General features: G+C 66.6%; 21 protein-coding genes. 19 read left to right on the top strand and 2 right to left on the bottom strand.

The window, feature by feature from the left end; translation table 11 throughout:
- The first annotated feature begins 117 nt into the window (after window positions 1–117).
- Window positions 118–2,730, top strand: coding sequence for a bifunctional diguanylate cyclase/phosphodiesterase (locus U1H99_RS12045; protein WP_323141970.1), 2,613 nt, complete (start codon window positions 118–120; stop codon window positions 2,728–2,730).
- Here the strand turns inward: U1H99_RS12045 and U1H99_RS12040 are convergent.
- A complete protein-coding gene (locus U1H99_RS12040; protein WP_323141969.1) occupies window positions 2,727–4,241 on the bottom strand; it encodes a tryptophan halogenase family protein in 1,515 nt (504 codons plus the stop codon). The two genes, U1H99_RS12045 and U1H99_RS12040, sit on opposite strands and share 4 nt — an antisense overlap.
- 269 nt (window positions 4,242–4,510) lie before the next feature.
- Here U1H99_RS12040 and U1H99_RS12035 point away from each other — a divergent pair, with 269 nt between their 5' ends.
- Complete coding sequence (locus tag U1H99_RS12035) at window positions 4,511–4,864, top strand: response regulator (protein WP_323141968.1); 354 nt, start codon at window positions 4,511–4,513, stop codon at window positions 4,862–4,864.
- A 65-nt stretch (window positions 4,865–4,929) separates the two neighbouring features.
- Here U1H99_RS12035 and U1H99_RS12030 read toward each other — a convergent pair whose 3' ends face one another.
- Window positions 4,930–6,672, bottom strand: coding sequence for a glycoside hydrolase family 9 protein (locus tag U1H99_RS12030; protein WP_323141967.1), 1,743 nt, complete (start codon window positions 6,670–6,672; stop codon window positions 4,930–4,932).
- A gap of 145 nt (window positions 6,673–6,817) precedes the next feature.
- Between U1H99_RS12030 and U1H99_RS12025 the strand changes: the two genes are divergently transcribed.
- From U1H99_RS12025 to U1H99_RS11945, 17 genes are all read left to right on the top strand, one after another.
- The gene (locus U1H99_RS12025; RefSeq protein WP_323141966.1) at window positions 6,818–7,759 is read left to right on the top strand and encodes a polysaccharide deacetylase family protein; all 942 of its coding nucleotides are present in this window, start codon (window positions 6,818–6,820) and stop codon (window positions 7,757–7,759) included.
- A gap of 93 nt (window positions 7,760–7,852) precedes the next feature.
- Window positions 7,853–8,731 carry a TauD/TfdA dioxygenase family protein gene (locus U1H99_RS12020; RefSeq protein ID WP_323141965.1) on the top strand — a complete coding sequence of 293 codons (879 nt, stop codon included), beginning with the start codon at window positions 7,853–7,855 and terminating at the stop codon, window positions 8,729–8,731.
- Window positions 8,732–8,766: 35 nt separating this feature from the next.
- A complete protein-coding gene (locus U1H99_RS12015; protein ID WP_323141964.1) occupies window positions 8,767–9,780 on the top strand; it encodes an ABC transporter substrate-binding protein in 1,014 nt (337 codons plus the stop codon).
- 69 nt (window positions 9,781–9,849) lie between these two features.
- Complete coding sequence (locus U1H99_RS12010; RefSeq protein WP_323141963.1) at window positions 9,850–10,683, top strand: ABC transporter ATP-binding protein; 834 nt, start codon at window positions 9,850–9,852, stop codon at window positions 10,681–10,683.
- Window positions 10,680–11,579, top strand: coding sequence for an ABC transporter permease (locus tag U1H99_RS12005; protein ID WP_323141962.1), 900 nt, complete (start codon window positions 10,680–10,682; stop codon window positions 11,577–11,579). Before U1H99_RS12010 ends, U1H99_RS12005 begins: the two co-directional genes overlap by 4 nt.
- 92 nt (window positions 11,580–11,671) lie before the next feature.
- Window positions 11,672–12,025: a DUF5710 domain-containing protein gene (locus U1H99_RS12000; RefSeq protein WP_323141961.1), complete on the top strand. Its 354-nt coding sequence runs from the start codon at window positions 11,672–11,674 to the stop codon at window positions 12,023–12,025.
- A gap of 981 nt (window positions 12,026–13,006) precedes the next feature.
- Window positions 13,007–13,309 carry a hypothetical protein gene (locus U1H99_RS11995; RefSeq protein ID WP_323141960.1) on the top strand — a complete coding sequence of 101 codons (303 nt, stop codon included), beginning with the start codon at window positions 13,007–13,009 and terminating at the stop codon, window positions 13,307–13,309.
- A gap of 18 nt (window positions 13,310–13,327) precedes the next feature.
- Window positions 13,328–14,689 carry a TadE/TadG family type IV pilus assembly protein gene (locus tag U1H99_RS11990; RefSeq protein WP_323141959.1) on the top strand — a complete coding sequence of 454 codons (1,362 nt, stop codon included), beginning with the start codon at window positions 13,328–13,330 and terminating at the stop codon, window positions 14,687–14,689.
- Between the two features lie 5 nt (window positions 14,690–14,694).
- Window positions 14,695–15,612: a hypothetical protein gene (locus U1H99_RS11985; protein WP_323141958.1), complete on the top strand. Its 918-nt coding sequence runs from the start codon at window positions 14,695–14,697 to the stop codon at window positions 15,610–15,612.
- Between the two features lie 62 nt (window positions 15,613–15,674).
- On the top strand, window positions 15,675–16,445 hold the full coding sequence (locus U1H99_RS11980; protein WP_323141957.1) for a hypothetical protein: 771 nt from the start codon (window positions 15,675–15,677) through the stop codon (window positions 16,443–16,445).
- A complete protein-coding gene (locus U1H99_RS11975; protein WP_323141956.1) occupies window positions 16,442–17,239 on the top strand; it encodes a hypothetical protein in 798 nt (265 codons plus the stop codon). The genes U1H99_RS11980 and U1H99_RS11975 overlap by 4 nt, the downstream gene beginning before the upstream one ends.
- Window positions 17,236–17,430: a hypothetical protein gene (locus U1H99_RS11970; RefSeq protein WP_323141955.1), complete on the top strand. Its 195-nt coding sequence runs from the start codon at window positions 17,236–17,238 to the stop codon at window positions 17,428–17,430. Before U1H99_RS11975 ends, U1H99_RS11970 begins: the two co-directional genes overlap by 4 nt.
- A gap of 2 nt (window positions 17,431–17,432) precedes the next feature.
- On the top strand, window positions 17,433–18,422 hold the full coding sequence (gene cpaB, locus U1H99_RS11965; RefSeq protein ID WP_323141954.1) for a Flp pilus assembly protein CpaB: 990 nt from the start codon (window positions 17,433–17,435) through the stop codon (window positions 18,420–18,422).
- A gap of 42 nt (window positions 18,423–18,464) precedes the next feature.
- Entirely contained in the window at window positions 18,465–20,195 is a 1,731-nt protein-coding gene (locus tag U1H99_RS11960; protein ID WP_323141953.1) for a type II and III secretion system protein family protein, read from the top strand.
- An 8-nt stretch (window positions 20,196–20,203) separates the two neighbouring features.
- Window positions 20,204–22,087 carry a TadA family conjugal transfer-associated ATPase gene (locus U1H99_RS11955; RefSeq protein WP_323141952.1) on the top strand — a complete coding sequence of 628 codons (1,884 nt, stop codon included), beginning with the start codon at window positions 20,204–20,206 and terminating at the stop codon, window positions 22,085–22,087.
- Entirely contained in the window at window positions 22,084–22,944 is an 861-nt protein-coding gene (locus U1H99_RS11950) for a type II secretion system F family protein (RefSeq protein WP_323141951.1), read from the top strand. The genes U1H99_RS11955 and U1H99_RS11950 overlap by 4 nt, the downstream gene beginning before the upstream one ends.
- Window positions 22,945–22,973: 29 nt before the next feature.
- Window positions 22,974–23,897, top strand: a complete 924-nt coding sequence (locus U1H99_RS11945) for a type II secretion system F family protein (protein WP_323141950.1) — start codon at window positions 22,974–22,976, stop codon at window positions 23,895–23,897.
- Window positions 23,898–23,918 lie beyond the last annotated feature (21 nt).

The raw sequence follows: 23,918 nt of genomic DNA, 5'->3' as shown, positions 1-23,918 counted from the left end.
CACTTGATCTCCATCAGTTCCGGTGGAGTTTGCTCGCCGGCACGCTGACACCGGCCGGGGAGCGGGTCCATACTGGCGAATGCGCGTCTTCGATGAGCTTTGCCGGGAGGACCAACGATGCGATCCATGCCATGCCAGCGCCGGGGACGGCGCGACCGGAAGGCAACCCCGCTGGCGGCGCGCCAGGCGGCGCTGCGCGATGTAGTCCGGGAAGTCTGCGATGAAGTGCAGGCGCTGCAGGAAGAGAACGCACGCCTGCGCGCCCGCCTCGAGCTGCTGCGCGACGCCACCAGCGACGGCCTGTGGGACCTCGAACTCGGCCAGCGCAAGCTGACGGATCCGGCCAACCGCTTCGTCTGGTCCGAGCAGATCGGGCGCCTGCTCGGCTACCGCGACACGCGCGACCTGCCGGACGACTTCGCCGGCTTCCTGGCGCTGCTGCACCCGGAAGACCTGGAGCCGACCAAGCTGGCCTTCACCGCCCACATCCTCGACCGCAGCGGCGCCACGCCCTACGACATCAGCTACCGGCTGCGCTGCGCCGGCGGCGAGTACCGCTGGTTCCGCGCGCTCAGCCATGCCCAGCGCGATGCCGGCGGGCGCGCGATCCGGGTGGCCGGGGCGCTCACCGACCTCACCGACCGGCGCGCCATCCTCGGCCTGAAGCGCTATGCCGAAAGCATCATCGCCAGCCTGCCGACCGGGCTGATGGTGCTCGACGAGCGGCTGGTGGTGCTGAGCGTGAACCCGGCCTTCTGCGCGATCCTCGGCCTCGATCCCGGCCCCTGCCGCCGCATGGAACGCGCGGGGCTCGATATCGGCAAGCTGCTGCCGCAGCCGGGCCTGCGGGCGCAGGCGCTGACGCTGCTGGCTTGCAGCGGCAGCCGCCACGGCATCGGCATCACCCGCGGGGACAAGCGCCTGCGGCTGGCGATGGCCGGCATCCAGCTGGCCGAGGGCGAGCGCCGGCTGCTGCTGATGGCCGAAGACGTGACCGAGGAGCAGCGCCTGCGCGACGAAGCGCGCCTGCACGCCGCGCGCCACCGCGACCAGGCCTCGCTGCTGGACAAGGCGCGCGACGCCATCATCGTGCGCGGCATCGACGGCCGCATCCAGTTCTGGAACAAGGGAGCCGAGCGCCTGTACGGCTGGACCAGCGAGGAAGTGCTCGGCCAGTGCATCGACGAGCGCATGGTGCGCGACGGCCCCGGCGCCCTGTACGCTGCCGTGCACGCCACGCTGCAGACCGGCGAGTGGCGCGGCGAGGCCGGCCAGCGCCGCAAGGACGGCGTGCGCCTGACGGTGGAGGGCCACTGGACCCTGGTGCGCGACGACGACAACCAGCCGAAGGCGATCCTGGTCATCAATACCGACGTCACCCAGCGCAAGGCCACCGACGAAAAGATCCGCAACCTGGCGCTCTACGATTCGCTCACCGGGCTGGCCAACCGCAGCCTGTTCGGCGAACGCCTGGCGGTGGCGCTGGCGCAGGCCCGGCGCGAGGAATATCCGCTGGCGATCCTGTACATGGACCTGAACCGCTTCAAGGAAATCAACGACACCCACGGCCACGGCGCCGGCGACCAGGTGCTGGTCAAGGTGGCGCGCCGCTTCCAGGCGGCGCTGCGTGCGGACGAGATCCTGGCGCGCCTGGCCGGCGACGAGTTCGTGGTGGTGGCCGAGCGCGCCGACCCCGCCACCGCCGCCCGCATTGCCGAGCGCCTGCACGAGGCGATGGCCGACCCGGTGACGCTCGGCGGCCACAGCTTCCCGGTCGGGCTGGCGATCGGCATCGCCGTGTTCCCGCGCGACGGCAGCGAGATCGACGACCTGCTCAAGCGCGCCGACATTGCCATGTACCGGGCCAAGGCGCTCGGCGGCCACGTGTTCTACCAGCCGGAGATGAGCGTCGGGCTGCGCGAGCGGATCGAGCTGGCGGGCGACCTGGGGCAGGCGCTGGCCGCCGGCACGCTGCAGCTGCATTACCAGCCGCAGGTCAGCCTGGACGACGGCGCGGCGATCGGCGCCGAAGCGCTGCTGCGCTGGCACGATCCGCAGCGCGGCTGGGTCAGCCCGGCCACCTTCATCCCGATCGCCGAGGCACGCGGCATGATCCATGCGCTCGGCAAGTGGGTGCTGGGCGAGGCCTGCCGCCAGCTGGCCGCCTGGCGCGATGCCGGCCTGGCATTCCCGGGCCGGCTGGCGATCAACCTGTCGGCACGCCAGCTGGAAGAACCGGACATCGTCGCCAGCATCCGCGGCATCGCGAGCGCGGCCGGCGTCGACGCTCGCCAGCTGGCGCTGGAACTGACCGAGAGCGCGCTGATGTCAAACGTCGAGGGCGCGATCGAGATCATGGCCACCCTCAAGGCGGACGGCTTCTCGATCGCGGTCGACGACTTCGGCACCGGCTATTCGTCGCTGGCCTACCTCAAGCAGCTGCCGGCCGACAAGCTGAAGATCGACCGCAGCTTCGTGTGCGACATGCTGACCGACCGCCACGACCACACCATCGTCACCACCATCATCGGCATGGCGCGCAACCTGGGCCTGGAAGTGATCGCCGAAGGGGTCGAGACCCAGCCGCAGGCACAGGCGCTGCGCGCGCTCGGCTGCGGCGAAGCCCAGGGCTATTACTTCGGGCGGCCGGAGGCGCCGGAGCGGTTTGCCGAGCGCTGGCTGGTGCCGCTGGCGGCCGCCATGGCTTGCGAGCCGGGCGCCGGCGGCTAGGCCGCCTTCGCGCTCACGGCCTGCGTGCGCACGAAGGTATCGTGGTCGGGCATTTTTGCCACTGCCGCCGTGATCATGTCGCGCAGGCCGGCAAAATGGCCGTGCACCTGGCGCAGGTCGTCGCCGTCGGCCAGCGGATCGTAGCGCTTCGGCACCACGCCCAGTCCCGTCATCATGGCCACGAACGAGGGCTCGGCGAAACCGTCGCGGTCGAGGATGGTGACGCGTCCGGTCTCGCGGAACAGTTCGATCTGGTGGCGCAGCGAATCCGGGATCGGCATGGCGGCGCAGTAGCGCCAGAATTCGGAATCGTCGCGCGCGGTCAGCTTGTAGTGCAGCATGATGAAGTCGCGCACCGATTCGTAGCGCACGCCCATCACGCGGTTGAATTCGTCGGCCAGCTCGGGGCGGAAATCGCGGTCCGGGAACAGTTCGACCAGCTTGCCGACCGCGGTTTCGATCAGGTTGATGCTGGTCGATTCGAGCGGCTCGACGAAGCCGGCGGACAGCCCGATCGCCACGCAGTTCTTGATCCAGGACTTGCGCCGCCGTCCGGTGACGAAGCGCAGCTGGCGCGGCTCATCGAGCGCGGCGCCGTCCAGCCCCTGCAGCAGGGTATCGCGCGCGCGTTCGTCGCTGGTGAAGGCGTTGCTGTAGACGTGGCCGTTGCCGGTGCGGTGCTGCAGCGGGATGCGCCACAGCCAGCCCGCCTCCTTTGCCGTCGAGCGGGTGTAGGGCGTCAGCCGCGGCGCCGACGCGCACGGCACGGCGAGGGCGCTGTTGCAGGGCAGCTGGGCGCTCCAGTCGTCGTAGCCGGCATGCAGCGTATCCTCGATCAGCAGGCCGCGGAAGCCGGAGCAGTCGATGAACAGGTCGCCCTCGATGCGGCGGCCGTCGCGCAGGCTCAGTGCGGTGATGAAGCCGGTCTCGGGATGCTGCTCGACCGCCGTGATCATGCCTTCGACGCGCCGGGCACCGCGTGCCACGGCATAGTCGCGCAGGTAGTTGGCGTACAGGCCGGCGTCGAAATGGAAGCCATAGGAAAAGCTGTCGGTGACGCCCGGCTGGCTCTTGTTGGGCAGGACGAATTTCAGTTCGCGCGCCATCACCGCCGGCATCGACCAGTCCTCCAGCGGCGGCATGCGCTCGAAGGCGCGCGCCAGCCGCAGCCAGTGCGTGTGCGCGGTGCGGCCGGCGAGCGGCGGACCGAAGTCGCCGAAACCGTGGAAGAAGCGGTTGCCGAGGTGGCCCCAGTCGCAGAACTCGATGCCGAGCTTGAAGGTCGCGCGGGTGCGGGCGATGAAGTCGGCCTGGTCGATGCCGAGCAGCGCATTGTAGAAACGGATCGTCGGCAGGGTGGCTTCGCCGACGCCGATGGTGCCGATGTCGGGCGACTCGACCAGGGTCACGCTGGCGTTGCCGCCGAGGCGCTGGGCGAGGGGCGCCGCCGCCATCCAGCCGGCGGTGCCGCCGCCCACGATGACGATCCGGCGGATCGTGTTGTCTTCCATGTTGTCTCCAGCTGCAGATGCATGTGGTGCATGCGTTGACGCGGGCGTCCTTGCGCCCGTCTTTACACGCCAGTGTAGAGCAGCCGATCCATGGTCGGCAACAAAAATGTTTGCGCCCAACATTGCATGTCGCGTTCCGGTAATGTGCCGGCTGGAACGAATTGTGCGCAACCCGAATATCGATTTGTCTATAATCGATCGATTCGCCTGTGGCGTTTACGCTCGCGCCCCGCCCGCATAGGGACAGGGTGCCATGACGAGAGGGAAGAATGAAGCACGTACTCGTGGTGGACGACGAAGAAGCCATCACTTATATCTTCCGGCGCTATCTCGAAGCCGCCGGTTACCGGGTCTCGACCGCACAGGACGGCGTCGAGGCGCTGGCGCTGTTCGACCAGCAGTCCTTCGATGCGATGGTGACCGACGTCCGGATGCCGCGCATGAACGGCAGTGAACTCATCCGCCACGTGCGGCCGCTGTACCCCGAGCTGCCGATCGCCGTGGTATCGGGCTATCCGATGGAAATCCAGGAACTCGGGCGCGGCTTGCGCGTGCTGTCGAAGCCGATCGAAGGCGCGGCGCTGGTGGCCGCGGTGGCCGACATGATGGCCACTGCGCGCTGAGGCGCTTTCCGGCGCCTGCGCCCGGGGTCGGGCGACAGGCTTGTCCGGACATCAGGATACCATCGTCACTTCACCAGCGACTGCAGCGCTGCCGCCACATACACCAGCGGCGCATTCCAGTTGATCGCCACCTCGTTGCTGGCATAACTGCAGGCGTCATCCAGGTAGGACAGCGCCGGCAGCGACGACGGATAAGGCGCCTGGCATCCCTGCTTGTCCTGCTGGCCCGGATTCGGGCCGCCCGCCAGCCAGCCCGGTACCGGCGCCGCAATGCCGTCGGCGACCGACGGGCGGTGGTGCGGGTGCATGGTCGAGGTGGTGCCGAAGCCGGTCACGAAGGAGATGCCCGGGCCGTTACGTCCCAGTACGTAGTCGAGTGCGGACTGCGCCGCCTGCAGGTAGGCCGGGCGCGGCTCGGCGCGGTAGGCGGCGACCAGCATCATCGCCTGGTTCAGGACCACGGCATTGCTGCCCCAGACGAAATCCTTGCGCACCATGCTGACGCGGTAGGGCGAGGCCTGCCAGCGCGCGACCAGCTTGTCGGCGTTGGCGAGCAGCGGCTGGCGCACCGCGGCGGCGTCGGACGCCGTCACCCGCGCATGCGGGCGCGCCAGCGTCACCCAGCCAAGCATGCGCACGTCGGCCCAGCCGGGTTCCGTCTGAGCGGCGTTGCCGCCGCCGGCCAGCGCCTGCGCGCGGTAGACATCCTTGCCGGTGGTTGCCAGCAGTTCGGCCGCGGCCCAGGCGAATTCGTCGTCGACGCTCTTGTCGCCGTAGTCGCCGGTCGACACGTCGGCCGGCTGCTTGTACAGCAGCGCCGGATGCGCCTTGGCCCAGGCCCAGGCGGCTTCGGCGGCAGCCAGGTAGCGTGCCGAGCGGCCCGGCTGCTGGCTGTCGAACGGCGCCAGCACGCGGCTGGCGGCCGCCATGGTCGCCGCGAAGTCGAGCGTCGCCGCGGTATTCTTCTGCACCACGTAGCGCGGCTCGGTGGCCTGGTCCGGCATCACCATGCCGTCGAAGGCCTTGTTGGTCAGCTTGTGGTACACGCCGCCGTCCTCCGGGTCCTGCATGGTCGCCATCCACTCCAGGTTCCACAGCGCTTCGTTGAGCAGGTCGGGCAGCCCGTTGCCCGATTCCGGCAGGCGCACGGCCAGCTTGTCGAACCAGCCCGGGAAGTGCTCGTAGGCCGCCAGCAGCGTGTAGGTACTGATGCCAGAATTGACGATGTACTTGTTGTAGTCGCCGGCGTCGTACCAGCCCTTGGGACTGGAGATGATGGTGCCGGCCGGGCGCTTGCTCGACGCCGCCGACGGATGGATCTCGACCCGCGTGTCCGGATGCCCGGCCGCGCGCGCATAGGCGCCGGCGACGGCGGGGGTGAGCGCGATGCCGGCGCGGTTCAGCGTGTAGGCGCGGATCGCGCCGGCGTCGAGCTCGCGGTAGGCGTCGGCGCCGACCGGGAAGGGTGCCGACTCCGGCAGGCCGGCGACCTGCAGGCGGTAGGTGCCGGGCGTACGCAAGGCCGAAAAATCGGCCAGGCGCACGTTTTCGCCGGAGGCGTCCCAGGTTGCGGGCGCGCCGAGGTCCCCTTCGAACACCTTATTGCCGCCGGCGTCGAGCACGGCGAAGCGGGCGGCGCTGCCGGCCGGCACCACGGCCAGCTTCTGCGAGGCCGGCAGGAAGCCCAGTTGGTTGATCTTGATGGCAGGGGTGCTTGCGGCGCCGGCGCCGGCGCTGCTGCCCAGCAGCAGGACGGCGGCGGCAAGGGCGTGAAGGGTGGGCCGGCGGACGGCAGCGGCTCGGGTCATCTTGTCTCCTGGTTCTTGTCTGTTATATATATTGGCGCGCACGGCAGGGCCGTATGCGCTACCATTGAAATCGATTTCAACTCAGACCCATCGTAATGCGCAGGATTATAAAAAGTCAACCGCGCATCTTATCCGGAGACATCATTTGAAGACCAAGCTGATCACCGCCGCGCTGGCCCTGGCCGCGGCCGCCACCGTCGTGCCCGCCACCGCCGCCGATCGTGTGGAACGGTTCGACCTCGCCGTCACCGTCGATGACCTGCCGGTCCACGGTCCGCTGCCTAAGGGCATGGACTGGCCGGGCATCGCGCGCGACTACATCGGGACGCTCAAGCACCATGGCGTGCCGGAGGCCTGGGGCTTCGTCAACGCCAGGCGCATCGCCGAGCAGCCTGCCAGCGAAGCCGCGCTCGACGCCTGGCGCCAGGCCGGCTACCCGCTCGGCAACCACAGCAGCAGCCACCTGGGGCTGAGCCAGGCCCCGTCACTGCAAGCCTGGCAGGACGACGTCGCCGCCGGCGAGCCGGCGATCGCGGCGCGCGTGCGTGGCCAGGACTGGAAGGTGCTGCGCTACCCGTTCCTCGACGCGGGCAAGGATCCGGCACGCCACGACGGCGCCGCCGCCTGGCTGAAAGGCCGCGGCTACCGCATCGCAGACGTCAGCATCAGCTTCGATGACTGGGCCTACACCGACACCTACGCGCGCTGCCGCAACAAGGGAGAGCAGGGCGACCAGGCCGCGATCGCGGCTATGAAGGCCGACTACCTGAAACGGGTCGACCAGACCATCGCGCGCACCCGCGCCGTCTCGCAGCGCGTGTACGGCCGCATGATCCCGCAAGTGCTGCTGACCCACCTCGGCGCCTGGAGCGCGGCCACGCTGCCCGATGTGATGGCCAGGCTGGACCGCGCCGGCGCGCGCTACGTGGCGCTGGACACGGTGCAGGGCGACGAGGCCTACCGCGCGCCGAGTCCGCGCGCCGGCGACGGCCTGCTGATGGACCGGCGTGCGCAGGATGCCGGCGTCAAGCTCGACGGCTTGCCGGCGGTGGATCCGGTGATGGCGCTGGAGGCGCTCTGCCGCTAGTACGAAAAATGCATGACGATGCACGAAAACCTTCGTTGCCGGACGTGACGCGCGCCCTTAACCTTTGCGGATCACGACTCAGCAAGGCTTTTCATGTCCGCCGTATTGCAAACACGCCAACAATTTGCCATCAAGCCCTTCGACGCCGCCCTCGGCGCGGAAGTCCTTGGCCTCGACCTGTCGCTTCCGCTGGGCGACGATGATTTCGCGCGCCTGCACCGCGCCCACCTGATGCACCATGTGCTGGTCTTCCGCGACCAGCACATCACCCCGGCCCAGCAGGTCGAATTCAGCCGCCGCTTCGGTCCGCTCCAGATCCACGTGCTGCGCCAGTTCCAGCTGCCGACCCAGCCGGAAGTCCTGATCGTCTCGAACATTCGCGAAAACGGCCAGCCGATCGGCCTCGGCGACGCCGGCCACTTCTGGCATTCCGACCTCTCCTATAAAGAGACGCCGAGCCTGGGCTCGATGCTGCACGCCCAGGAACTGCCGGCGGACGGCAGCGGCGACACCCTGTTCGCCAACCAGCACACCGCCTGGGAACAGCTGCCGGCCCACCTGCGCCGCGCGGTCGAGGGCGCGCAGGCCGAACACAGCTACCTGGCGCGCTACGCCGATCTGCAGAAGAAAAGCCCGTGGCGTCCGAACCTGACCCAGGCCCAGATCGACGAAGTGAAGCCGGTGGTGCACCCGGTGGTGCGCACCCATCCTGAAACCGGCCGCAAGGCACTGTTCGTCAGCGAGCACTTCACCACGCGCATCGTCGGCCTGCCGGAAGACGAAAGCCACGCGCTGCTGGCCGAACTGTTCGACCACAGCACCCGTCCGGAACATATCTACCGCCACCAGTGGCAGCCGCACGACATGGTGTTCTGGGACAACCGCTCGCTGATGCACCTGGCGGCCGGCTGCCCCGACGACCAGCGCCGCAAGCTGTACCGCACCACCATCGAAGGCGACGTGCCGTTCTGAGCCGCCTTTTGACCACTGCCAGCGAAAGATCACCAATGCGTTTTACCCTGACCAAACTCACCGCCACCCTGGCGCTGTCGGCCGCCGTGGCGCTGCCGTCCGCCTCCGCATTCGCCGAAGGCCAGCTGCGCGTCGCCCAGCAGTTCGGCGTCGTCTACTTGCTGCTGAACGTGGCGCAAGACCAGAAACTGATCGAAAAGCACGGCCAGCAGCTCGGCGTGCCGATCAAGGTCGAGTGGGTCCAGCTGTCCGGCGGCAGCGCCGTCAACGATGCGCTGCTGTCCGGCTCGATCGACGTGGCCGGCGCCGGCGTCGGCCCGCTCCTCACCATCTGGGACCGTACCAAGGGGCGCCAGAACGTCAAGGGCGTGGCGTCGCTCGGCAACTTCCCGTATTACCTGGTCTCGACCAACCCGAACGTCAAGACCATTGCCGACTTCAGCGACAAGGACCGCATCGCGCTGCCGGCCGTCACCGTGTCGGTGCAGTCGCGCATCCTGCAGATGGCGGCCGCCAAGCAGTGGGGCACCGGCCAGTTCACGCGCCTCGACCGCCTGACGCAATCGGTGCCGCACCCGGACGCCACCGCCGCCATCATCGCCGGCCAGACCGAGATCAACGGCCACTTCGCCACGCCGCCCTACCAGGAGCAGGAACTGGCGGGCAATCCGAAGGCCCATATCGTCCTGAATTCCTACGATGTGCAGGGCGGCCCGAGCTCGTCGACGGTGCTGTACTCCACCGAAAAATACGTCAAGAACAACCCCAAGACCTACCGCGCCTTCGTCGAGGCGCTGGACGAGGCGGCGCAGCTGATCGCCAAGAATCCGGAGCTGGCGGCCGACGCCTACCTGCGCGTCACCAAGGGCAAGATCGACCGCGCCTTCCTGCTGAAAGTGATCAAGAACCCGCAGATCCAGTTCAAGGTCGCGCCGCAGAACACGCAGGGCATGGCCACTTTCCTGCATGAGGCGGGCGCCATCAAGAACAAGCCGGCCAGCTGGCGCGATTACTTCTTCGAGCATCCGGCGCTGGCCAAGGGTAGCTGATCAAGGATTGCTGCATTCCGGTCCGGTTTCCGGGCCGTTCCACGGCACCTCATCATAAGGAACATCATCATGAACGTGCTGCCTTTCCAGGTCGTGCAGAACGAGCCGCTGCTCAAGGCACGCGGCGTTACCATCGATTACCCATCCGATCGCGGCGTGGTGCGCGCCACCCACGACGTCAGCTTCGAAGTCTGGCGCGGCGACCGCTTCGTGCTGCTGGGCCCATCCGGCTGCGGCAAGTCGACGCTGCTGAAGGCCGTCGGCGGCTTCATCGCCCCGCGCGCAGGCAGCCTGCAGCTGGACGGCAAGCCGATCCTCAAGCCGGGTCCGGACCGCATCGTCGTGTTCCAGGAATTCGACCAGCTGCCGCCGTGGAAGACCGTCAAGCAGAACGTCATGTTCCCGCTGCTGGCCGGCGGCACCCCGAAGAAGGAAGCCGAGGCGCGCGCCATGGACTGGCTGGCCAAGGTCGGCCTGGCGCCGTTCGCCGATGCCTATCCGCATACGCTGTCCGGCGGCATGAAGGCGCGCGTGGCCATTGCCCGTGCGTTGGCGATGCAGCCCGAGATCCTGCTGATGGACGAGCCGTTCGCCGCGCTCGACGCGCTGACCCGCCGGCGCATGCAGGAAGAGTTGCAGGCATTGTGGGAAGAAAGCCCGTTCACGATGCTGTTCGTGACGCACTCGATCGAGGAAGCGCTGGTGGTCGGCAACCGTATCTTGCTGCTGTCGCCGCACCCGGGCCGGGTACGGGCCGAGATCAACAGCCATCAGTTCGGCCTGCACAGTGCCGGCGGCGCCGAATTCCAGGCGACCGCTAGCCGCATCCATGGGCTGCTGTTTGGCGCTGATGGCGGTGCGCATGTCGAGGAAGCGGCGGCAGGAAGGGCGGTGCAATCATGACTGCAGGCGTGAATGTGAAATGGGAGTCGCCGGTACGGCCGGAATACGAAGTGCCGCTGGCGCCGGCACATGCCGCGGGCGTGCCAGCGGCCAGCATCGTGGCGCCGGTCTCGCCGCTGCAGCGCCTGAGGCAGGCCGGCTGGCTGCGCAAGGGCATCCTGCTGGGGCTGATCGCCGCGCTGTGGGAAGCCGTCGCCCGCTGGACCGACAACGACTTGCTGCTGCCGGGCTTCCTGCAGACCGCCAAGGCGCTGGTCGAAGGGATTGCGAGCGGCGAACTGCCGGGCTACATCGGCGTCTCGCTGGCCGTGCTGCTGCAGGGTTACCTGGCCGGCGTCCTGGGCGCCTTCCTGCTGACGACGCTGGCGATCTCGACCCGGGTCGGGCGTGATTTGCTGGAAACGCTGACCGCGATGTTCAACCCGCTGCCGGCGATCGCGCTGCTGCCGGTGGCGCTGCTGTGGTTCGGCCTAGGCAAGGGCAGCCTGATCTTCGTGCTGATGCACTCGGTGATGTGGCCGCTGGCGCTGAACACCTACGCCGGCTTCCGCTCGGTGCCGGAAACCCTGCGCATGGCCGGCCGTAACTACGGCCTCGGCAACGTGCGCATGGTGACCCAGATCCTGGTGCCGGCGGCGCTGCCGGCGATCCTGTCCGGCCTCAAGATCGGCTGGGCCTTCGCCTGGCGCACCCTGATCGCCGCCGAGCTGGTGTTCGGCACCACCTCGGGCAAGGGTGGATTGGGCTGGTACATCTTCCAGAGCCGCAACGAGCTGTCCACCGACAAGGTGTTCGCCGGGCTGGCGGCGGTGATCCTGATCGGGCTGCTGTTCGAGAATATCGTGTTCCAGCAGGTGGAGCGCCTGACGGTGCGGCGTTGGGGGATGCAAAGGTAATGCGGCAGCGTTAATGGTTAGCGAAGCAGCAGTTTGCCAGTTCGGGCCGGATACGTTAGCATCGTCGCCCCACGCATCCGCACCCGAACAGCATGAACTTCCTGAACGTCCCCTACGCAGAAAAAGACGAAGCGCGCGCGCTCGGCGCCCGCTGGAACCCCGGCAAGAAGCGCTGGTACGCGCCGAACGGCGTTGCGCTCGACGCCTTCGCCAAGTGGATGCCGAAGGAAGGCGAGGCCCCTGCCGCCGGCGGGTCCGGCAAGCCGGGCGGCGGCCGTGTCGACGCCTACGCCGCCAAGCTGGTGACCGGCTCGCTGTATGTCGAGCTGGCGCACGACTGCAATCCCTTCGAACCCTGTGCCGAATGCGCGCCGCAGCTCGCAAGCAGCGGCTGGACGGCCGCGCGCGCCAGCCTGCTGCAGTCGCTGTCCGGCCTCAAGCGCTAGCGCGGTAGCGCACCTGTCGGTCGATGCGTGCTTCGTGCACTTGGTGCGGCGGGATGGCAGATACCTGTCGACGAACAATCGCGCTCGCAACAGGCTAGCCTGCGAGGGCACCGATCCCGGCATCCTGTTCCGGCGCATACTGTCTGCTGCGGGAGCCCGCCGAACGACATTGCAGCGGCCGTTCGGGACACTGAAGGCTGCCACCACCATCCCCGCATCCGACGGTGTGCGGCTGTGCGCTTCCCACGCCAGGCCCACGCCGGCGCCCCATCAAGTTTTGCCGGCCAATCTCAGGCTGTCGTGGAGCCTGGACCAGCGGTTCCTTCTTCGATCCTCGACCATTTTCGTGAAGGCGCGCTCTTCCCGATAATGTCGGGACCGGAACGCTGCGCCTGGAACGAGCGCAGCTACCGCACATCCCATAAATACGACAAAGCTGATTTAACTGTCCTCGACGAGCCACACGCTGCGTTAGGTCTGGATGCCCCGCCCGCTTTGGACCATGGCCAGGGCAATCAAGAGCATCGATGCCAGTCCCAAAACTGACGCGATCCCCAGGAGGGCGAAGGCTACCTTTAAGGAGCGCTTGCAAGCTATTTATGTTCCTCTCATCAAGTTTCTCATCAAGGCTTGAAATTAAGCCACTCACCGATTCATTTCATAAGAATATTAATTGTTAATATTTTGTATTGATAACTTCATTACATTAGTTAACAAACCGAAGCAGCGTTTTAAGTGTACAAATCCGCCACCGATATTTTTCTAGAGAAACGGTAAATTAAATAATGCATTGTTTCTAAAGGGAATAATAAGTACTTTATTTGCTTCCAAGAAATTTAATTTTCGATCAGGTATTCGTAACTATTTCAATCGTTTAAAAAATTTATTCGATATTATTTTTTCTTGTGTGACATTTAGAGAGACTTTGGAGACGGTTGTGCGATTAAAGTGCAGGCTCTTTTCGACACTTTGGGATAAATCATGTTTTCGCACAAACTCGCTGCACAAAGACTCGCGTCGCGTCGCCAAAAAGGCCAGGGCATGACCGAGTACATCATCATCGTTGCCCTCATCGCTGTCGCGGCCATCGCCGTGACCCAGTTGTTCGGCGCCACGATCCGTAACCAGATGGCCGGTATTTCCAAAGAGGTGTCTGGTACGGATGGCAGCGCTGCGATCACCCAGGCCGGCACGGCAGCAGGCAAGGCGGTAACCGCAGCCAAGGACACCAGCAAGAACACGCTGTCCACGTTCGGCGATCAATCGACCACCGGCAAGCAATAAACGCTGTTCCCGTTCTTCATGGTCCGGCACCGCACACGACTCCGCCCTCGTCCCCGGTTCGCCCGGCAACGGGGCCAGGCACTGATTTTCGGCCTGTTCGTGCTGGTTGCCGGCCTGACCGGCGTGTTTTTCATGTTCAATACCGGCCAGCTCACAGCGGAAAAGACCAAGCTGGTCAATACCGCGGACGCCGTGGCCTACAGTGCCGCGGTGATGCATGCGCGGGCGCTGAATTTCGACGCGTACACCAACCGCGCGCTGATCGCCAACGAAGTGTTGGTTGCGCAACTGGTCAGCGTGTCGTCGTGGCTGGAATATGCGGAAGAGCACAACCAGCGCGTCACGCCATTGAATTGCACCAATGTGTATTCGGTGCCGATCGTCCTCGTGCTGGTCAAATATGAACCCTTGTGCGCGCTGATGGCGTGGCAATACGCGCAAGCGGTGATCCAGCCGGCCAAACAGGGTTTCGATGCGGTCGGGCAGGCGACGATGACGGCCACCGAGACTGCCAAGGCCGCCTTGCAAGCGTCGCAGGCGGCCATGTTCGCCGCTTTCCTGCCGGCCCGCAAAACGCTGATGCAGCAAGTGGCCGACGCCAACTATGCCGATCTCGGTCCGGTCAAGGTCGATGCCGTGCCCCTGCTCGACAATTATTCTCTTTTCGACGGCGCACCATTCATCCGGCGCTATGCCGGCAACGAGCGCACCCGCTTCAAGGCAGTCGAAGAACGCGCGGCTTTTACGGATGCATTCGTCGCCAGCCGCGGCTGGAGCGACAGCTCTCCCTGGCCATGTTTTCTTGGATTTCCCTTGCGCGGCAATGCCAGCCATACAGCCAGCACGAAACTGAATGGCTTCGATAGCTGGACCGCCAGGGATGACGGTCGATTAGGCACCGAGATCTTCGTCGTCAGGCTTTTTTCGGCCAGGTGCCGGAGCCGGACCGCGTACAACCTGGGCGACGGCAGGCAGACCGCCAGCAAGAGCGGCGGCGACTGGTATTACAGCGGCGTGCCCAGCTTCTACGATCTTTCCGCCGCCGCGCTTGGCTATACCCCGGAAAACAGCGACGCCAGCAAGCGGGACAACCCGCGGCTGCAGTTTGCCGTCCGCTTGACGCGTGGCAGTGCCGCGCTGCGCACCTCGTCCGGCACCTCGCTCGTCAAGCCGACCGGGCAAATGGCGATCTATCAAGGCGCCGAGGCCAATGACGTGATGGCTGCCGTCGCGAGTTCGGAAGTTTTCTTCGAGCGCCCCGCCGCGCGCGCCGACGGGAAGAAGGAACTGGCAAGCCTTTTCAATCCATATTGGCAAGCGCACTTGATCGGCAATTCAGCCGGGGTCAAGGCCGCAGCGCTGGCCCTGCAAAACCCATGATCCACATGACTATTTCTCGCTTCGCGACGGCGGCCGTCGCATCCGGCATGGCGCTGCATGGCGTCGCCGCGCATGCGACCACGGCATATGAAACAAGCGTCCTCAAGGCAAACCCGGCACATGTCGTCTACGGCGGCGGGGCCACGGTCAAGGTGCACCGCGCCCGGCTCGAAGGCTATTTCGAGGGCAAGCAAGGCAACGCCGCGGCGCTGGCCGCACTCAAGAAGGACGTGCAAGCCTGCATGAAATCGCTTGCCGACAGCGGCGTCAAGTTGAACCCGCCGGACGCGTGGCCCGATCACGTCACCTTCGTGCGCGAAGAGCAGTATGCCACCGCCACGCGCAAGATCACCTACAGCAGCGGCGCCACGCATGCCGTCGACATGCGCGATTGCAGCCTGCTGGCCAAGCCCTACGCCAGGGCCTTGCTGGTATCGAGCAGGGGTGTGTGCCAGATCGACCTGGCCGCGAAAAAAGCCGATGGCGAGTGCGCGCCCGACGGCCATGCGGATGCGCCGGCACCGGCTGCCGCGCCGGTGCAGCCGCCGGCCGACGTGCTCAAGCGGCTGGCCGCCAACCCCGCTTTCGCCGCAGCCATGCCCCAGATGCGCAAGGCCGCCGCGATGGCGCCCGTGCGCGGCGCCCAGCGCACGGTTGCCGGCGTGCGTTGCAACAGCTGGACACAGGGCATCGACGGCGATGGTGCCGCATCGACGTCATGCTACGCCATCGGCGGATCCTTCCTGCCGTTGCGCGCCGTCGACAAGGATGGCTTCGGTGGCCTGTTGCTCGAAAGCGGCACGCCGGAAGGCTTCCAGCTGAAGGCGGTCGAGGCGCGCCTGGACACCGAGGTCGGCGGCGCTGTGTTTGTCCCGTACATGCGCGGCGGTTTCGCGATCAATGCCGACCGGGGCACGCCATGAAGCGCCATCCCGCGCGCATCCGCCGGCCGCATAGCGGCGGCCAGGCATTGACGGAATTTGTCGTGATCGCCCTGGCGCTGGTTCCCTTGTTCCTGCTGATTCCCCTCATCGGCAAGTACCAGAGCATCAGCCACGCCACCGAGATGGCAAGCCGCTACGCGGCCTTCGAAGCGATCGCGAACAACGAAGGCATGAGCGCCTACAAGCCGCGCGCGCAGTTGGAGCAGGAAGTGCGGCGCCGCTTTTTCAGTAATTCCGATGCGCCGATCAAGACCAACGATGAAGCGGGCGACTTCAAGGCCAACCAGAACCTGATGTGGGTCGACCCGCAGGGCGAGGCGCTGATCCGGCGGTTTTCCGATGTCAGCGTCAGTTTCGGGGCCGGCAATGGCACCAGCCATGCCGACGCGATCAGCGGCGCGGACGACGGCGCGCCGTTCAATATGCCGGTGCCGCTCAAGGTTGCCGACCAAATGGCATTACACACCGGTGTCTACCGGGCCAACGTTCACGTCAAGCTGGCCAACCTGAAGGACATCGGACCGGGCTATGCATCGACCTACGAGACGTTCAAGAATATCGACCTGTCGATCTCGCGCCACACGGCCGTGGTGCCCGACACATGGACGGCGGCCGACCCCGAGCAGGTGCAATCACGCATCGACAAGACGGTTTTGTTTCCGGGCAAGATGCTGGCGAACGCCAAACCGCTCGTCAAGGCGGCGGTCATCGCCGTCCAGTCACCCGCGATACCTGACGGTAACGCGAATCCGCCCAAGCTCGGCGAGCTGGATTTCTGGCGCGATGAAGTGCCGGCGGATCGCAAGCGATGAGGGCCGGCGTGCGCGCAGTTGCGGGCCACGGCTGGCGGCACCGTATCGCGGTCGCATTGGGCATGCTGGCGCTTGGCGTCTGTGTGGCGGGCACGGGCACGCCTGGCAAGAACCTGCCGGATTGGCCGGACACGGTGCTGCCACCCGGTGCCGAGCCTTACGCCATCGGCGAGCAGCTCAACGTCAACGGCCTGCCGATGCGGCTGCGCGGGTTCACGACCGCCAGTTCGCCGGAGCTGACGGCGGCATGGTTCCGCGATCACCTGCCACGCCCGCTGGTTGAAAACCGGGCGGGCGACAGGCTCGTGCTGGGCCGTGCGAGCGGGGCGTACTACATCACGGTGCAGCTGTCGCCGCGTAAGGGTGGTACGAACGGCCTGGTCGCCGTGACCGACGTGCGCGCCAGTCTGGAGCGCCGTGCCTCGGGCTCCGCCGCCAACGAAAAACTGTTGTCAGGAATGCCTTCCGGCACCCAGGTGCTCAACGCGATGACCTCCGTCGATGGCGGGCGCAACGCCACCTTCGTCGTATTGGCCAACACGTACAGCGAGGATGTCAACCGCGAACGCGTGCAACAGCTGCTGCGCCGCGAAGGCTATGCGCTCGAACGCGAAGCGCGCGCCGCCGACGCCGGTGCCACCGCGCTGGCTGCGCTGCCGCGTGGCGCGGCGGGCGGGCGCACGATGTTCTTCCGCGGCGTTGGCCGCGAAGCGATCGCCGTCATTAGCCGCATGCCGGACAACCGGGTCGCCATTGTTCTCAACACCATTACCTCGATCGAGTCTTTTAAATGAAATACCGCCAATCTGGACACACCTCGCTGGAGTACGTCGTGGTCTGCGCGGCGCTGGCCTTCGCGCTGTTCGTGCCGATCGGCGGCGATGCAGCCAGCCCGGACAGCGCGCGCTCCGCACTCACAATCGTGCTGGATATCTTCAAGCAAGCCTACCGCGACATCAGTCACGCCATTTCTTTACCGAATTGATCATGAACCTGGAACGACTCAAACGGCTGCGCCAATTCCGGCCCGGCAGAACCTGGATCATCCTTGGTGTCGCGCTCGCCATCGGCGGCTTGGCCGCGTTTGCCGCTTCGCGTTATCTGAACAACCGCATGGAAGCGATCGAGGCCCGCACCAAGGGCAAGACCACGCAAGTGGTGGTGGCCAAGGTCGACATCGCGCGTGGGGTCAAGCTCGACAACACGAATGTGGCGATTCGCAATGTCCCTAACGAATATGCGCACTCCGTGGCGGTCACGCCGGACGATTTTCCCCGCATCGACGGCCAGCCGCTGGCCTATCCCGTCAAGGCCGGCGAGATGATCCTGTGGGGCTTGATGGAACCCCAGAAGGCGCCGACCTTCTCGGCGCGGGTGGAAGCGGGCCGCCGCGCCATGACCGTGCCGGTCGACGAGATCAATTCCATTTCCGGCCTGCTCGAACCGGGCGACATGATCGACCTGATCGCCACGGTCGACCAGAACGGCAGGAAGCTCACCTTCCCGTTGCTGCAGCGCGTGCGCGTGCTGGCCACGGGCCAGCGCCAGGTCGACGAGACCGCGGGCGACAGCGCCGCCGACAGGCGCCAGTACACCACGGTCACCATCGATACCACCCCGGCGCAGGCACAGAACCTGATCGTGGCGCGCGACATCGGCAAGCTGACCGCTTTGCTGCGCAATCCGGACGACAACCAGCCGATCGGCGCCGACGTCAACGACCTGGCGTCGCTGCTGGGCATGCAGGGCAAGCCGAAGGCCGCGGGGGGTGGCCAGGCGCGGCGCGGCGTGCCGGTCATCTACGGCAACGCCAAGGTGCCCCCCGAGGCACTGTATCTGCGTCGCACCGGCGGGCGCGCCATCGTCGATCCCGGCGCTGGCGCCGCGTCGCCCGCGAACGTGCCGGCACAGCAGGATGCGGGCAATGCGGACCAGCCCGCACCCGGCACCGTTAGCACCATCATCGGCATGCGCTGAACCATGCCGCGCGCGGCATGCAGTCTTTACTTTTCCTGATCCATGAGCCAGAACATCATCAAGCTGAACCTTCCTCCACGCCGGCTGGCGACGCTCTCGTCGCTTTCGTTGTCGATCGCCGCGGCCCTGGCCACCGCGCCCTCGCACGCGGCCGCACCGGCCGAACCGCAGCAAGCGCCGACAACCCAGGCCGGCAACCGTGCGCAGCCGGCATCGCCGCTGTTTAACGCGCCGCTCAGCGCGGCACCGGCCACGCGCGCCGTTGCCGCGCCGCCGGCAAGCGGCGCGGGCCAGCAGCCGGCAGCCGCGCCGCCGGCTGCGGCGCCGCTTGCCAGCCGCAACCCGATCACCGAGGCGGGCAGTGCCAGGGTGCGGCGGGCCGCGCCGAAGACGGTCGAGCCGTATGCGCCGATCAACGCCAACGGCGAGAGCATGCCGGTCTCGGAAATCGAACTGTTCGTGGGCGAGTCGCGTGTGTTCGCCACGCCGGGGGTGGCACGCATCGCCGTCGGCAATGGCCAGATCCTCAGCGCCAGTGCGCTGGATGGCCGCGAGACCATCGTCTTCGGCAATGGCGTGGGCGTGTCGTCGCTGTTCGTGTGGCACGAGGACGGCCGCTACCAGCGCATCAAGGTCAATATCGTGCCGGGCGAGACGGCGCGGGTGACGCGCGAAGTGGCGGCCTTCCTGCGCCATATTCCCAAGGCGACGGCGTCGGTGGTGGGCGACAAGGTGATCGTCGAGGGCGAGGAACTGTCCGACAGCGATCGCGAAAAGGTCGCCGAGCTGGCCAAGCGCTATCCGCAGATCGTCAATTTCACCAGCCAGATCGGCTGGGAGCAGACCGTGCTGATGGACGTGAAGGTCGTGGAGTTCCCCAAATCGGAGCTGCGCGAGCTGGGCCTGAAATGGAATCCGACCGGGGGCGGCGCCCTCGGCGCGATCTGGTCGCCGATCAACCGCGGCGACAACGGCGCGGCCGTGGGCGGCCGCCAGATCACCATCACGGCCCCGGCCGGCCAGCAGCCGCCGATCTCGAACATCGATCAATCGAAGGGTGTGGTCCTGCCTTCGGCGCTCACCGTGATGAGTGCCGTCAACGTGGGCCTGAATGCGCAGTTGAACCTGCTCGAGCAGAACGGCACGGCGGCGATCCTGGCCGAGCCGCAGCTGTCCACCCGCAGCGGCGGTAAATCCAGCTTTCTCGCCGGCGGCGAATTCCCCTATTCGGTGTCCAATGCCAACGGCGTGACGATCCTCTTCAAACCGTATGGGATTCGCCTCGATATCGAGCCCAAGGTGGGACGCAACGGCGTGATCCGTGCCGAGATCGATTCGGACGTGAGTTCCCTCGACACGTCGGTGAGCACGGCCAGTGGGCCGGCGCTGCTGTCGCGGCGCACCAAGACCGAATTCAACGTGCGCAGTGGCGAGACCATCGTGCTGTCCGGGCTGCTGCAGCGGACCACCAGCAACGATATCGACAAGGTGCCGGTGCTGGGCGACCTGCCCGTGCTCGGCCGGTTGTTCCGCTCCAAGCGTTTCCAGAACCGCGAGACCGAGCTGGTGGTCTTCGTCACGCCGACCGTCGTCGATACCCGCGCACCGGGCCTGGTCGAACGCGTCGAGCGCACCAAGGAAAAGCTTGGCAATCAGATGGGGCCGTCCCCCTTCCTGTCGGATCCGCTGCAGCCTGGCGCGGATGCGGGGAACGTCTTCACGCCGGCAGGCGCGCCGTCATCGGCGCCGGTCACCAACAACGCAGGGCAATAGGGGGCACGATGCTGGACATTGAAATCATTGCCGCCGATGGCGAGCCGCGTATCCTGGAAGTGCCGGATGAAGCGATCATCGGCAAGGGCGCCGAGAGCGACATCCGGCTCGAAGGCTGGCGCCTGAGCAAGGAGCACGCGCGGCTGTGCCGCACGCCGGGCGGCGTGATCGTGCAGGACCTGGGCGCGTACAGCGGCTTGTCCGTCAACGGCGCGCGCGTCGATTCGCAATTCGGGCCATTGGCCGATAGCGACGTGATCAGCGTGGGTGCCTACAAGCTGCGCGTACTCAACAGCATGCCGGAGGCGCCGCAGGTGCAGGCCGCTTCGCCCACGTCGCGTTCCAGTTCGGCGCCGGTACGCAACCGCCGCGCCACCGAGGAACTGGAACACTCGCGCCACCTTGCCGCGCAGGCCGCCGAGGCGGTGCAGGCCATGCAGTCGTCCCAGGCGCAGCAGGCGCCCGGGGCGGCGCCGGACAAGGCCCCGGCCGCGGGCTACGCACTGGTGCCCGGCAACGACCCGCGCCGCAAGGAACTGGAATTCGAGTGGCGCAAGCGCATCCATGCCAAGCTGCTTGACACGATGGACCTGCGCCGCCACGACGTGTCGAGCATGAGCGACGACCAGCTGCGCACCGAAAGCGCGGCCGTCATCCGCGCCATCCTCAGGGAAATCGACAAGGACCTGCCGCGCGAACTCGACCGCGACGTGCTGAGCCGCCAGGTGCTCGACGAGGCGGTTGGACTGGGTCCGTTGGAAGAGCTTCTGGCCGACAATACGGTCAGCGAGATCATGGTCAACCGCTACGACGAGATCTATATCGAACGCAATGGCCGCCTGTTGCGCCATCCGCTCACGTTCACCGGCGACCGTGCCGTCCTGGGCGTGATCGAACGCATCGTGGCGCCGCTGGGCCGGCGCATCGACGAGTCGTCGCCGATGGTCGATGCACGCCTGAAGGATGGCTCGCGGGTGAACGCCATCATCGCGCCGCTGGCACTGAAGGGGCCGGCGCTGACGATCCGCAAGTTTGCCGCCCGGCGCCTCACCTCGCAGGACCTCGTCGAGTTCGGCGCGCTGAGTCCGGACATGGCCGCTTTCCTGCAGATCTGCGTGGAATCGCGCAAGAACATCATCGTCTCCGGCGGCACCGGATCGGGCAAGACCACGCTGCTCAACATCCTGTCGAATTTCATTCCGTCGGGCGAACGCATCATCACGGTGGAGGACGCGGCGGAACTGAAACTGCACCACGAACACCTGATCAGCCTGGAGTCGCGCCCGCCCAACGTCGAAGGCAAGGGCGCCGTGCCGATCCGCGAGCTCGTCAAGAATACGCTGCGCATGCGGCCGGACCGCATCGTGGTCGGCGAGTGCCGCGGCGCCGAGGCCCTGGACATGCTGCAGGCAATGAACACGGGCCATGAAGGGTCGCTGACCACCCTGCACGCGAACACGCCGCGCGACGGCCTCGCCCGGCTCGAAACAATGGTGCTGATGGCCGGCATGGACCTGCCGCTGACGGCGATCCGCGAACAGATCGCCTCCGCCGTGGACGTCGTGGTGCAGCAGTCACGCTTCGCCTGCGGTTCGCGCAAGGTCACCAGCATTACCGAACTGACCGGCATGGAAAGCGGCAAGGTCCAGTTGCAGGAACTGTTCCGCTTCGTCAGCCAGGGCTACGGCAATCCGGACCAGCATGGCCTGAAACGCGTGCAGGGCTATTTCACGGGGTGCGACATGGTGCCGAATTTCTACGAGGAGCTGCGCGCCGTCGGCGGCGACCTGGACATGCACATCTTCAAGCCCACGCTGCCGCCCGGCCACGAGCAGGTGGAGCGGCGCGACTGGCGCACCCGCAGCGGCATCGACAGGCGCCGCGCGTCATGAACGATACGACCATGATCGCCGCCATCAGCGTGGTTATCGCGCTGGCGGCCGGCATGCTGACCTGGCTGGCCATCGACGTCGGCACCGGCTCGATGAAGCGCTACCGCTCCAGCTTCACGGAGCGCACCCGCTTCCAGGTGCGCGAGTTTTTCCTGTTCATCGATCCGCGCCAGCTGTTCGTGCTGAACATGGCCGGGATCGTGCTGGGTGCGCTGCTGACGTGGCTCGTGAGCGGCAGCGGTTTGCTGGCATGCGCAGTGGCCGCCGCGCTGGCGTTCTCGCCGCGGGTGCTGTACGCGCAATTGCGTGCGCGCCGCCTGCGCCAGTTCGAGGAGCAGCTGCCCGATGCCTTGATGATGCTGGCCGGCGGCATGCGCGCCGGCGCCGGTTTCGGCTCGGCACTGGCCCAGCTGGTGCAGGAAGCCCCGGCGCCGCTGGGCCAGGAATTTTCGCTGATGCTGCGCGAGCAGCGCATCGGCGTGACGCTCGAGCAAAGCCTGAACAACCTGGCGCACCGGATACCGACGCAGACCACGGTCCTGGTGGTGTCGGCCATGCGCATCGCCGCCGAAACGGGCGGCGGCCTGGCCGAAACGCTGGAGCGCACGGCCGGGACCATCCGCAGCCGCCTGCAAATGGAAGGCAAGATCCGCGCGTTGACGGCGCAGGGCAAGCTGCAGGCATGGGTGGTCGGCCTGCTGCCCGTGGGACTGGCGCTGGTGCTGGGCAAGATGGAACCGGCCGCGATGGACATGCTGTGGCATACCCGCGTGGGCTGGGCCGTTCTGGCGGTGCTGGCGGTACTCGAAGCGATGGGCGTGTACGTGATCCGCAAGATCATCGCCATCGACGTGTGACAAGCAATCGACGAGAGAACGATATGGAGATGCTGCTCGAACATGGAACCGCGCTGATCGTGGTGGTGGCGCTGGCCGCCGGCCTGTCGGTGGCCTTGCTGGCCTGGCTGCTCAGTGACGCGCTGGCCAGCGTGCCGGCGGAGGACCGCTCGTACAAGGATGCGCCGCCGCTGGGCTTTCGCCTGGTGTGGTATCCGATCCACTGGCTCAGCTATTTCATCGAACCGCTGATCTCGGCCCGGCGGCTGGCCACGATCCAGGCGCAGTTGCGCCAGGCCGGCTTGGACTACACCGTCACCGCCCCGCAGATGGCCGCGTCGCGCATCCTGGGCGGCGCCCTGGTCGCGCTGCTGTGCTGGTGGGGCCTGGGCAGCTTCGACGGCGCGCGCGCCGGCGAAGCCGGGTATTCAACGACGCTGTACCTGCAGGTGATGGGCCTGGGCGCCTTGCTGGGCTTTTTCTACCCGTCGTTCTGGCTGCGCGACCTGATGAAGGCACGGCGCAGCGAGCTGCTCAAGACCTTGCCGTTCTACCTGGACATCATCACGCTGTGCGTGGAAGCGGGCCTGAACCTGCAGGGCGCGCTCAACCAGGCCGTGGCCAAGGGCCCGAGGGGCGTTCTGCGCACGGAAATCCAGCGCGTGCTGCGCGATATCCGTGCCGGCAAGGCGCGTGCCGACGCAATGCGCGCGATGGCCGACCGCCTGAACGAGCCGAACGTCACGCACTTCATCACGGCGGTGATCCAGGCCGAACGGATGGGCATGAATCTGGGGCCGGTGCTACGCGCCCAGGCGGACCAGCGCCGTACCGAGCGTTTCGCGCGGGCCGAGAAGCTGGCCATGGAAGCGCCCGTGAAGATGCTGTTCCCGCTGATCGCGTTCATTTTTCCGTGCACCTTCATCGTGCTGTTCTTCCCGATCGTCATGAAATTCATGCATCCAGGCGTCTGACGAACCTCACCGCGAGCCCTT

This window comes from Massilia phyllosphaerae, from assembly GCF_034659755.1.
GTDB lineage: Bacteria > Pseudomonadota > Gammaproteobacteria > Burkholderiales > Burkholderiaceae_D > Telluria > Telluria phyllosphaerae.
The sequence above is the reverse complement of the archived record's forward strand: the minus strand, read 5'-3'. Positions and strand labels throughout refer to the sequence as shown.